This is a genomic window from Arcicella rosea (assembly GCF_014204325.1).
GTDB lineage: Bacteria > Bacteroidota > Bacteroidia > Cytophagales > Spirosomataceae > Arcicella > Arcicella rosea_A.
In genome coordinates, this window is sequence record NZ_JACHKT010000007.1 from 156,319 (window position 1) to 168,356 (window position 12,038).

Genomic DNA, 12,038 nt, shown 5'->3' on the forward strand with positions numbered 1-12,038 from the left:
TTATTCATTTTTATGACAGAACCAAAAAAATGCTTTCTAATGTTGAAAAATCCTGATTTTCGATTGCTATTATTTTTTAACTAGGAGTAAAAAAATAAGAACTTTGTATTGAAGCTGACTACTTGCTGAGTGTTTTACTAATTAAACATCATATATAAAGAATACAAAATTATTAACCTAGTTTGAAGTATATCTATTAGAATTATGGCTAATATTTAGCTACTTCTTACTAATTCCCGCCAAGACTTGCTCAAGAATTATTTTCACCTTTGTATCGACGATAATCATTTTTAAAATCCTGATTTTATGAAAAGGTCTTACGCTTTTACTTTGCTAATTCTTTTATTTTGCCATGCTAGTCTTTTTGCACAATCGTACATTCCAGAAAAGGCAGATAAACGTTTTCAGGTAAAACCAGTGGTTGATTTGAAAGCCTTTGCATTTAATTTAAAAGATGTAAAGCTTTTAGAAGGAAGTCCTTTTAAAAATGCAATGGATAAAGATGCCGCTTATTTATTATCGGTAGAACCTAATCGTTTACTGCATCGCTTTTACACAAATGCCAATTTGCCTACCAAAGGAGCTGTTTATGGAGGTTGGGAAAGTGAAGGACTTTCAGGACATACTTTAGGGCATTACCTTTCAGCTTGTGCGATGATGTATGTTTCTACGGGAAATATTGAATTCAAAAATCGTACAGATTATATCGTTGCAGAACTTGGGAAATGCCAAAAAGCAAGGAAAACTGGTTATGTTGGAGCAATTCCTAAAGAAGATACTTTATTTGCAAAAGTGGCTCGTGGAGAAATAAAATCTGGAGGTTTCGATTTGAATGGAGGCTGGAGTCCTTGGTACACTGTACATAAAGTAATGGCTGGTTTGGTTGATGCTTACTTATACTGCGACAATCAAGAAGCCTTGAAAATTGTAGTTGGCATGGCAGATTGGACAGCCAATACCGTAAATCCTCTTTCGCCAGAATTATTACAAAAAATGCTGAAATGCGAATACGGAGGGATGAATGATGTGTTGGCAAATATTTATGCGATTACTGGAAATAAGAAATATTTAGATTTGTCATATAAATTCTACGACGATTTTGTGATGGTTCCTTTATCGAAAAAAATCGACCCGATGGCTGGAAAACATTCCAATACCAACGTTCCAAAAGCCATTGGAAGTGCTAGTCAATTTGAATTAACAGGCAATGAATCTGATAAAACCATCGCTTCTTTCTTTTGGGATATTATGGTGCATAATCACAGCTATGTAATTGGTGGAAACAGTAATTATGAATACTGCACCGAGCCACACAAACTGAACGACCATCTCAGCGATAATACTTGTGAAACTTGCAATACTTATAACATGCTAAAACTGACAAGGCATTTGTTTACTTGGCAACCCAACAGTCAGCTTGGCGATTATTACGAAAGAGCTTTATACAACCACATTTTAGCATCACAAAATCCAGAAAACGGTATGATGTGTTACTTCGTACCTTTAAGGATGGGAACTAAAAAAGAATTTAGCGAGCCATTCAATACTTTTACTTGTTGCGTAGGAAGTGGCATGGAAAACCACGCAAAATACACCGAAAGCATTTATTATGAAGGTGCAGATGGAAGTTTGTTCGTAAACTTATTCATTCCTTCTGTACTAAATTGGCAAGAAAACGGCATCACTATCACACAAAAAACCCTATATCCAAACAGTGAAAGTACTTCTTTGACAGTCCAAACCAAAAAAGCTAAAGCTTTCGTCTTGCGTTTACGCTCGCCTTGGTGGGCTAGCAAAGGAGTACAAGTAACTGTAAATGGAAAACTTCAAAAAATTGAAAAAGACGAAACGGGCTACTTGGTAATCAACAGAACTTGGAAAAATAATGATAAAGTAGAAATTACTTTCCCGATGTCGCTTTATACTGAAAGTATGCCTGATAATGCCAATCGTATTGCTTTTTTGTATGGGCCACTGGTTTTGGCAGGACAGTTAGGTAAGGATTTGCCAGACCCAATTTATGGAACACCAGTATTGCTGACCGACGATAAAAATATCAATAATTGGTTAAAACCTGTTCCTAATCAGCCTTTGACTTTTAAAATGGAACAAACAGGAAAACCTTTTGATGCTACTTTGATTCCGTTCTACCAAACTTATCAGCAACATTACAGTGTTTATTGGGATTTTTTCACCAGTACAGATTGGCAAAACCGACAAGCTGAATATGAAGCAGAGAAAAAACGTCAGCAAAAAATTGAAGAAATGACCATTGATAATTTCAGAATCGGAGAAATGCAACCTGAACGTGACCATCAACTAAAAGCCAGCGAACAATCTTACACAGACATCGCCTTGGGCAGAACTGGTAGAGAAGTAAGAGCTGGTGGGTTTTTCTCATTTCAAATGAAAGTAAATCCAAGTATAGAAAATAATTTGCTATTAACATATTTGGGCGACGATAAAGGAAGACTTTTTGACATTGTAATCGACGGAACAAAAATTGCAACGCAAGAATTAAAAGGAGGAACAACAGGAAAATTCTTTGATGTCGTTTATCCAATTCCAGCAGAAATTCTTCAAGGAAAAAGTACCATCGAAGTAAAAATATTAGCCAATGCAGGCAAAACCGCTGGAAGAGTATTTGGTTGTAGAATCATTAAAGTTGAAAAATAAAAAGATTGTTAAATCTTATTGAAACCGTAGCGGCAATCCCTTGCGGTTGCCGTTCCATATTCTTGGATTTGGCAACCGCAAGGGATTGCCGCTACAAGTTTACAGATAGAATTTTAAACGAAAATTTATACCTTTGTAAACAATCATAAAACTACAATCATGAACACCGAAACATTATTTTCTGAAAAACAACGCTTCAATCAAATTTGGGTTTGGCTACTTTTATTAATAATCAATTGGCTTTTCTTTGGGGAATTGATTAAAAATGAGTTTTTCCCTGACCCACCATTCATTCCTAAAATTTATCAATTCAATATCGATTTTTACATTGGAGCTATCTTTATTGTACTGACAAATGTTTTCTTTATTATCATCAAGCTAGAAACCAAAATAAAAGCTGATGGTATTTATGTTCGATTTTTCCCAATAAACCTATCATTCAAATTTTATGCTTGGGAAGATTTGACGATTTGTTTGGTTAGAGCATATAATCCTCTTTTCGATTATGCTGGTTGGGGTTTTCGTGGTACTCAAAAGAACAGAGCTTTAACCGTTTCAGGAAATAGAGGCATTCAATTAGTCATGAAAGACGGAACAAAATTATTAGTTGGCACAAAAAAGCCAGATGAAGTAACCGAGGTTTTAAAACAGCTTGGGCAATTGAAAAAAGTATGAATGAAATTTCTCAAAATTATTTCTTCATAATCTATCTTCTAGCTTTTAACCTCAATTCCTAACATTCTCTTTTTAATAGGTTAATATCAATCTATAATTGATTAAAAATGGTAATTTCTGCACACTCTTTTTAAGCTAATTTTGATTAAAAATAAAGATAAATATGGCTATTAATTGGAAAGGAGTATTCCCAGCGGTTACTACAAAATTTAATGAAAAAGATGAGCTTGATTTCGAGCTTTTTGATAAGAACTTACAATTTCAGTTAGAATCTGGTGTTCACGGAATTATTTTAGGTGGAACTTTAGGGGAATCCAGCGTATTGAGTCTGGAAGAAAAAGGTGCTTTGGTAAAATTCACCGTTGAAAAAGTAGCTGGTAAAGTTCCCGTAATTTTGAATATTGCAGAAGGAGCTACCAAAGATGCTATTGAGTTGGCTCGTTTAGCAGAAGAATGGGGTGCAGAAGGTTTAATGATGTTACCGCCGATGCGTTATAAAACAGATCATCGTGAAACGGTTGAATACTTCAAAGCAGTGGCGAATTCTACGAAATTGCCAATTATGATTTATAACAATCCTGTAGATTATAAAATTGAAGTAACTTTAGCGATGTTCTCTGAATTAGTTGTTTGCGAGAATATTCAAGCAGTAAAAGAATCTACTCGTGATTTGACCAACGTTACTCGTATGAGAAACCTATTTGGCGACCGTTACAGTATTCTTTGCGGAGTTGATACCATTGCGATGGAACAATTAGTAATGGGTGCCGACGGTTGGGTTGCTGGTTTAGTATGTGCTTTCCCTGAAGAAACTGTTGCGATTTATACTTTAGTAAAAGCTGGAAGATTAGCAGAAGCAAGAAGCATTTATCGTTGGTTTATTCCTTTGTTGGAATTAGATATTCATCCAAAATTGGTTCAATACATCAAATTGGCAGAAGCACAAGTTGGTATCGGAAGCGAAGCTGTTAGACCGCCACGACTTACTTTAATTGGTGAAGAAAGAGAAGCGATTTTGAATATTATCAATACTGGAATTGCAACAAGACCAACTTTACCTGATTATAAATCAATTGTTATTGACTAGATTATATTGCGTTGAGTATTTTTTAAATTAGAATTCTTAAACCAAATCATATATATAATTTATTGTAACATCGCTAGAACCCTTCAAGGGTTCTAGTATGTTTTTTCGATTATTCTCTGTAAGTTATTTAAAGACAAACTTCATCAACAAACTTTAATACTTACGGCACGAATCCTTTAGTATTTCGATTACTTAACCATACAATTATCTTGAAAAAAACATTCTTTTGCATTGATGCGCATACTTGTGGAAACCCTGTCAGATTAGTAGCAGGCGGTGGACCAACGCTCATTGGTGAAAACATGAGTGAAAAAAGACAGCATTTTTTGAAAGAATATGATTGGATCAGACAAGGACTAATGTTTGAACCACGTGGACATGATATGATGAGTGGGAGCATTTTGTTCCCACCTCATTCTCCTGAAAATGATGTTGCAGTACTCTTTATCGAAACAAGTGGCTGTTTACCAATGTGCGGACATGGCACTATTGGAACTATCACCATTGCTGTTGAAGAGGGATTAATTATCCCAAAAACGTCGGGCATTATCAGAATGGAAGCACCAGCAGGCTTGGTGATGATTGAATATAAACAAGAAGGTAAAAAAGTAAAAAGTGTAAAACTGACCAACGTTGCCTCTTTCTTAGCGGCCGAAAATATTACTGTTGAATGTCCAGATTTGGGTACTTTAACGGTAGATGTTTCTTACGGTGGAAATTTTTATGCGATTGTTGATGTACAAGAGAACTTCAAAGGTTTACAACATTACACTGCCGACCAATTAATTAGTTGGAGTAGAGTAATGCGTAAACGCATCAACGAACAATATACTTTTGTTCATCCAGATAACGAAACCATTAACGGTTGTTCCCATATTTTGTGGACTGGTGATGTACTTGACCCAAGTTCGACCGCCAGAAATGCAGTATTTTATGGTGATAAAGCCATAGATCGTTCACCTTGTGGCACTGGAACTTCTGCTAGAATGGCACAATGGTATGCCAAAGGCAAGCTAAAAATGGGCTATAATTTTGTACATGAAAGTATTATCGGTTCAAAATTCATTGGTCGTATTGAAGAAGAAACTACTGTTGGTGGCAAACCTGCCATCAGACCAAGTATAGAAGGTTGGGCTAGAATTTACGGCTATAATACCATTAATATAGACGACGAAGACGACCCTTATGCTTTTGGTTTTCAAGTTTTGTAAACAATCAATTCATCAACAAACCATAACAATATGAATCCTGAAAACCCTGTAGAAATGGCTTCTGAACAAAATTCAAGTACGTTTAAACGTTCATTAGGTTTATTGGATGCCACCATGATTGTTGCGGGTTCGATGATTGGTTCAGGGATTTTTATTGTAAGTGCCGATATTACTCGTAATGTTGGTTCTGCGGGTTGGTTACTCGTTATTTGGTTGATTACAGGCTTATTAACCCTAACTGCGGCAGTAAGTTATGGAGAATTAAGTGCCATGTTTCCCAAAGCTGGCGGACAATATATTTATTTAAAAGAAGCCTTCAATCCACTTGTAGGCTTTTTGTATGGTTGGAGTTTCTTTGCGGTAATCCAAACGGGTTCAATTGCAGCTGTTGGTGTGGCTTTCAGTAAATTTTCAGCCTACATTTTTCCTTTTTTGAGTGAAAAAAACATCTTATTGGACGTCGGATTATTTAAAGTTTCTGCTGCCCAGCTTACTTCCATTTTAATGGTTTCTTTCCTGACGTATATCAATACTCGTGGGGTGAAAGAAGGTAAAACCATTCAAACAGTATTGACGCTTATTAAAATTATCGCATTATTCGGGCTGATAATTTTTGGATTTACACTAGCAGCCAAAAAAGAAATTTGGGAAGCAAACTGGCAAACAGGTTTTTCCCTCTTCCAATTTGATGGTATTTCATCACTCCCGTACTCCAATATGGCATTTATGGGAGCAATCGCCGCTAGTATGGTTGGAAGCTTATTCAGTAGTGATTCTTGGAATAATGTTACTTTTATCGCTGGAGAAATCAAAAGACCAGAACGTAACATTGGTTTAAGCTTATTTCTAGGAACACTTATCGTTACGGCAACTTATTTTCTTTGTAACGTAATGTATCTAAGCGTTTTATCTTTGCATGAAATCGCAACTGCCGAAAACGACCGTGTTGGAATGGTTGCTTCACAGCATATTTTTGGAGAAATCGGCACGATGGTCATTGCCGTATTTCTGATGATTTCTACTTTTGGTTGTGATAATGGCTTGATTTTATCGGGTGCTAGAGTGTATTATAGCATGGCAAAAGATGGATTATTTTTCAAACAAGTAGCACAACTCAATAAAAATGGCGTACCTGAAAAAGCCCTTTGGATTCAATGTTTTTGGGCTTCAGTACTTTGTCTGAGTGGTCGCTATGGCGAATTATTAGATTATGTAATTTTTGCCGTACTTATTTTTTATATCCTAACCATTATCGGTATTTTCAGATTACGCATTACTCGTCCAGATTTACCCCGTCCCTACAAGGCATTTGGTTATCCTATTTTACCACTTATTTACATCGTTTCAGCTTCAATTATTTCAATTTCATTATTGATTTACAAACCTTCATATACTTTACCGGGTTTGATAATTGTATTATTAGGTATTCCTGCTTATTACCTTTTTCTCGGAAAGAAAAAGTAATAAATTCTTTTTTGCCATAAAACACTCAAAAATATGTCGATACTATCTTTCAAGAAAAACATAGCAATGGTCGCTATTTCCTTATGTTGGGCAAATAGTGTAAATGCACAAAAAAATGATTATCCGATTCAGCCTGTTACTTTCACGCAAGTACATTTTAAAGACAACTTTTGGTTGCCAAAAATGAAAATCAATGCAGAAGTAACTATTCCTTACACGTTAAATCAATGTAAAATCACAGGAAGGATAGACAATTTTGCAAAAGCAGCTGGCAAAATGCCTGTTGAAAAAAGTACGACTTATACTTTTGACGATACCGATTTATACAAAGTAATTGAAGGTGCATCATACAGTTTACAAACTAAAAAAGACGCTTCGCTTGAAAAATATTTAGATACGCTCATCAGTAATATCGGAGCGGCTCAAGAACCTGACGGCTATTTATATACTTTCAGAACCATGAAAATTGCCAAACCGCATGAATGGATTGGTTCAAAACGTTGGGAAAAAGAAGAAGATTTAAGTCATGAATTATATAATGCAGGTCATTTGTATGAAGCTGCTGTAGCACATTATCAGGCTACAGGAAAAAAGAACCTTTTGAACATTGCCACAAAAAATGCTGATTTATTGGTGAAAACTTTTGGTTGGGGAAAAGAAGAACGTTTTCCAGGTCACCAAATTGTAGAAACTGGGTTAACACGATTGTACAGAGTAACTGGTAAAAAAGAGTATTTGTCGCTCGCAAAATTCTTTCTTGATTTAAGAGGAAAAGAAGGACATTTAAACCAAGAGTATAGTCAATCGCACAAAAAAGTGGTTGATCAGCACACAGCGGTTGGTCATGCAGTACGTGCTACTTATATGTACACGGGCATGGCTGATGTGGCGGCCTTGACAGGCGATAAACAATATTTAAGTGCCATCGATGATATTTGGAATGATGTGGTTGACAAAAAGATTTACATCACAGGCGGCATCGGAGCAACTGGAAATGGCGAAGCTTTCGGTACAGATTATGATTTACCCAACATGAGTGCCTATGCAGAAACCTGTGCAGCCATTGCCAATGTCTATTGGAATAATAGAATGTTTTTGCTTCATGGAGATGCCAAATATATTGATGTTTTAGAACGTACACTTTATAATGGTTTACTTTCTGGCATTTCTCTGACAGGCGACAAGTTCTTTTATCCAAATCCGCTGGCTTCTATGGGGCAACATCAACGCAGAACTTGGTATGATTGTGCTTGTTGTATTTCTAACATGACTCGCTTTTTACCTTCCGTTCCGGGTTATGCTTATGCACAAAATCAAAATGATTTGTATATTAATTTATTTGTGGGTGGTGATGCCAATATTCAATTAACGAATACTAAAGTAGCCATTCATCAAGAAACCAATTATCCTTGGTCTGGCAAAGATGAGTTTACAATTAACCCTGCAAAAAAAGCAAATTTCAGTATTCACATTCGTATTCCAGGTTGGGCTATTAATCAACCAATTAAGGGCGATTTATATCAAGATAAAAGTAAAGTAAGTGAATTCACCCTTTTGCTAAATGGAAAGTCTGCCAATTATTCTATTGAAAAAGGCTATGCCGTGATAAATCGTACTTGGACAAAAGGCGATAAACTGACTTTAGATTTGCCAATGGACGTGAAAAAAATTGAAGCAAAAGACAGCGTAAAAGCGGATTTAAAAAGATTTGCTCTACAAAGAGGACCGCTTGTTTATTGTTTGGAAGGAATCGATAATGCAGATTCTTCCGTTTTGAATCTAGTTGTTGATAAAAATGCTACAATAACTCCAAACTTTCAAGCCAGTTTATTGAATGGGATTATGACTTTAGAGATGGAAGGTTCTTCTACAAAAAGACAAGTCAACAGTAATGAGTTGATTAAAACACAACAAAAAGTAACAGCCATTCCATATTATACTTGGGCGAATCGTGGTTCTTCTGAAATGGAAGTTTGGATTCCTTTTGAAGCTTCGGCATCAAAACCAAAGCCCGCTCCAACCATTGCTAGTAAAAGTAAAGTTTCAGCTTCCATCAAAAGTCCGATGATGTTAAAAGCATTAAACGACCAATATGATGCTGAAAACTCAATCGACAGAAGTGGTAATTTTTTCCATTGGTGGCCAAAGAAAAACTCAACGGAATTCATCCAGTATGATTTCGACCAAACTTATACCGTTTCGTCTTCAGATGTTTATTGGTTTGACGATAGTCCTTGGGGAGGTTGTTATTTACCAACTTCTTGGAGAATTTTATATCAAAAAGATGGAGAATGGATTCCAGTAAAAGTAATTTCTCAAGATGCTGTCGCTAAAGATAAATTCAATAGCATTCAATTTGAACCAGTAAGTACAAAAGCATTGAGATTAGAAGTACAATTATCAAAAGACAATGCAGCTGGAATTCACGAGTGGAAGGTGAAGTAATTTAATAAGCACGAATTCTACGGAAACCTACTTCCTTTTTATTTCCAGATGGGAATTGTGAGTAATTGTAGTTGTAGCGGTAAACCCTTGCGGTTACCGTTTCTTTTGTCGAAATGTCGGCAACCGCAAGGGTTGTCACTACATTTTGTATTATTTAACAAAAAGAGGTCAGAAATTAGTTTTCTGACCTCTTTTTGTTAATTCTCAAATTCAGAATATACATTATATTTATTTATCATTCTTGTGTTTTCTTGTCCTAGTTCAAGAGAAATCAATAGCTGAGCAGATAACTTTGTATCAACAAAAAAGAAAACAATTATGGAAAATAGAATAAATGGATTGCACCATATCACTGCTATTGCAGGAAATGCAAAGAGAAATTTTGATTTTTATACAAAAGTAATGGGCTTGAAAATGATTAAAAAAACTGTCAATTTCGACGACCCAAATACATATCACTTCTATTACGGTAACGGAACAGGCGAACCTGGAACAGTACTTACTTTCTTCCCTTGGGGCGATGGAATTCCACAAGGACGTCGTGGAGCTCGTCAAGCAACAGAAATTGGTTATGCTGTTCCAGAAGGAAGTCTTGAATTCTGGCAAAAAAGATTTGAGGAAAACAACGTTGCTTTTAACAAAATTGCTGAAAAATTCGGAGAACAATATCTTACTTTCTTGGATCCAGATGGTCTAAAATTTGAGTTGATTGTTCCTAAAAAAGCTGATACTCGTACTCCTTTTGAAACCAGTGAAGTAACAGCACAACATGCTACTTTAGGTTTCCACAGTGTAACGATTACAAGTAATAACATTGAAGCTACCGCTAAAGTTTTAACAGATATTTTCGGTTATCGCTTACTGGAACAACATGTAAATCGTTATCGTTTTGTAACAGATGCGGTTGAACAAGCTGCCATCGTTGATTTAGTAGAAGTGCCGGGTGAAGGAGTTGGTCATGTTTCAAAAGGTTCTGTTCACCACGTAGCTTTCAGAGTAAGTGACGATAATGTTTTGATGGAATTCCGTAAAAAAGTAATGAATGCTGGTTTACAAATCACTGAGAAAATCGACAGAAATTATTTCTATTCATTGTATTTCCGTGAACCGGGTGGAGTACTTTTTGAAATTGCGAGTGATAATCCTGGTTTCACAGTTGATGAATCTTTAGAAGAACTAGGATTAAATTTGAAATTACCTGCACAATATGAAAAATATCGTGATAGTATCGTAAAAACACTTCCTAAACTAGATTAAACCATTTAAAATCATGTACTTACACAGCAAACAAGTTTTAACCGCTGGGCTTTCTATCGAAAAAGCAAAAAAAGCAATCGTGATGATTCATGGTCGTGGTGGTTCAGCTCAAGATATTATTACTTTAAAAGAGCATTTGAATCTTAATGAAATGGCCATTTTTGCTCCTCAAGCTTCGCAAAGAAGTTGGTATCCATACAGTTTTATGGCTCCCGAAGCACAAAATCAACCAGCCTTAGATTCCGCTTTGGATGTAATTGATGATTTAGTGAAAGACATTGAAAAGGCGGGTATTCCCGCCGATTCAATCTATTTATTGGGATTTTCACAAGGTGCTTGCCTTACGCTTGAATACCTTGCCAGAAATGCTCAACAATATGGTGGAGCAGTCGCTTTTACGGGTGGATTAATCGGAGAAACCTTGATTACAGAAAGATATAAAGGCGATTTTGAAAGTACTCCTATCCTAATTTCTACTGGAAATCCTGACCCACACGTTCCTTTGGAAAGAGTTCAAGAAAGCATTAGCATTTTAAAAAATCTGAATTCGAATATTCACTCACAAGTATTTAATGGCAAACAGCATTCAATTTCTTTGGAGGAAATCAATTTAGCAAATCAATATATATTCAAAAAATAATTAATTATCACATTCACAACATTAAACAACAACAATCATGTCAACTACCATCTGGGCAATCGACCCTTCACATTCAGAAGTACAATTTAAAGTTAAACACTTAGTAATCACCACTGTAACAGGTAATTTCAAAGAATTCAGTGGAACAGTTGAAGCTGGAGATGATTTTGAAAATGCTAAAATAGCATTTGAAGCTAAAATTGATTCTATCAACACAAATAGCGAACAACGTGATGGACACTTAAAAAGTGCTGACTTTTTTGAAGCAGAAAAATACCCTATACTTTCATTTACTTCTACCAAATTTGTCAAAACTGATGATGAAGAATTTGAATTAGTGGGAGATTTAACGATTAAAGACGTTACTAAATCTGTGAAATTATCAGTAGAATACGGCGGAACAGCAACAGATCCTTGGGGAAATGTAAAAGCTGGGTTTGAATTAACAGCCAAAATTAACCGTAAAGATTTCGGATTAACTTGGAATGCACCAACGGAAGCTGGTGGAGTATTAGTAAGTGAAGAAGTAAAATTAATTGCAAATATTCAGTTAGTGAAACAAGCTTAATGTTAAAATTGGGAT

At 35.7% G+C, this 12,038-nt stretch carries 10 protein-coding genes; 9 read left to right on the forward strand and 1 reads right to left on the reverse strand.

Features of this window, described 5'->3' with window-relative positions; genetic code table 11:
* The first annotated feature begins 306 nt into the window (after positions 1 to 306).
* From HNP25_RS06920 to HNP25_RS06945, 6 genes are all read left to right on the forward strand, one after another.
* Positions 307 to 2,676, forward strand: a complete 2,370-nt coding sequence (locus tag HNP25_RS06920) for a glycoside hydrolase family 127 protein (protein ID WP_184132397.1) — start codon at positions 307 to 309, stop codon at positions 2,674 to 2,676.
* 159 nt (positions 2,677 to 2,835) lie between these two features.
* Positions 2,836 to 3,351 (forward strand): DUF6141 family protein, encoded by a 516-nt coding sequence (locus HNP25_RS06925; RefSeq protein WP_184132400.1) that lies wholly within the window; start codon positions 2,836 to 2,838, stop codon positions 3,349 to 3,351.
* Positions 3,352 to 3,520: 169 nt separating this feature from the next.
* Positions 3,521 to 4,438 (forward strand): dihydrodipicolinate synthase family protein, encoded by a 918-nt coding sequence (locus tag HNP25_RS06930; RefSeq protein WP_310587161.1) that lies wholly within the window; start codon positions 3,521 to 3,523, stop codon positions 4,436 to 4,438.
* 209 nt (positions 4,439 to 4,647) lie between these two features.
* On the forward strand, positions 4,648 to 5,649 hold the full coding sequence (locus HNP25_RS06935; protein ID WP_184132406.1) for a 4-hydroxyproline epimerase: 1,002 nt from the start codon (positions 4,648 to 4,650) through the stop codon (positions 5,647 to 5,649).
* A gap of 30 nt (positions 5,650 to 5,679) precedes the next feature.
* Positions 5,680 to 7,113 carry an APC family permease gene (locus tag HNP25_RS06940; protein ID WP_229202808.1) on the forward strand — a complete coding sequence of 478 codons (1,434 nt, stop codon included), beginning with the start codon at positions 5,680 to 5,682 and terminating at the stop codon, positions 7,111 to 7,113.
* A 33-nt stretch (positions 7,114 to 7,146) separates the two neighbouring features.
* Complete coding sequence (locus tag HNP25_RS06945) at positions 7,147 to 9,558, forward strand: glycoside hydrolase family 127 protein (RefSeq protein WP_184132410.1); 2,412 nt, start codon at positions 7,147 to 7,149, stop codon at positions 9,556 to 9,558.
* Position 9,559: 1 nt separating this feature from the next.
* Here the strand turns inward: HNP25_RS06945 and HNP25_RS06950 are convergent, their stop codons facing one another.
* A complete protein-coding gene (locus HNP25_RS06950; protein WP_184132413.1) occupies positions 9,560 to 9,697 on the reverse strand; it encodes a hypothetical protein in 138 nt (45 codons plus the stop codon).
* A gap of 179 nt (positions 9,698 to 9,876) precedes the next feature.
* Here HNP25_RS06950 and HNP25_RS06955 point away from each other — a divergent pair, with 179 nt between their 5' ends.
* The 3 genes from HNP25_RS06955 to HNP25_RS06965 are packed head-to-tail and all read left to right on the forward strand — an operon-like array spanning position 9,877 to position 12,023.
* Entirely contained in the window at positions 9,877 to 10,815 is a 939-nt protein-coding gene (locus HNP25_RS06955; protein ID WP_184132416.1) for a ring-cleaving dioxygenase, read from the forward strand.
* Between the two features lie 13 nt (positions 10,816 to 10,828).
* Positions 10,829 to 11,455, forward strand: a complete 627-nt coding sequence (locus HNP25_RS06960) for an alpha/beta hydrolase (RefSeq protein WP_184132419.1) — start codon at positions 10,829 to 10,831, stop codon at positions 11,453 to 11,455.
* Between the two features lie 37 nt (positions 11,456 to 11,492).
* Positions 11,493 to 12,023 (forward strand): YceI family protein, encoded by a 531-nt coding sequence (locus HNP25_RS06965; protein ID WP_184132422.1) that lies wholly within the window; start codon positions 11,493 to 11,495, stop codon positions 12,021 to 12,023.
* Positions 12,024 to 12,038 lie beyond the last annotated feature (15 nt).

Coding starts and splice junctions, on each gene's coding strand:
- HNP25_RS06945 (WP_184132410.1), top strand. CDS start 7,147: ATGTCGATACTATCTTTCAAGAAAAACATAGCAATGGTCGCTATTTCC.
- HNP25_RS06965 (WP_184132422.1), top strand. CDS start 11,493: ATGTCAACTACCATCTGGGCAATCGACCCTTCACATTCAGAAGTACAA.
- HNP25_RS06925 (WP_184132400.1), top strand. CDS start 2,836: ATGAACACCGAAACATTATTTTCTGAAAAACAACGCTTCAATCAAATT.
- HNP25_RS06940 (WP_229202808.1), top strand. CDS start 5,680: ATGAATCCTGAAAACCCTGTAGAAATGGCTTCTGAACAAAATTCAAGT.
- HNP25_RS06920 (WP_184132397.1), top strand. CDS start 307: ATGAAAAGGTCTTACGCTTTTACTTTGCTAATTCTTTTATTTTGCCAT.
- HNP25_RS06960 (WP_184132419.1), top strand. CDS start 10,829: ATGTACTTACACAGCAAACAAGTTTTAACCGCTGGGCTTTCTATCGAA.
- HNP25_RS06955 (WP_184132416.1), top strand. CDS start 9,877: ATGGAAAATAGAATAAATGGATTGCACCATATCACTGCTATTGCAGGA.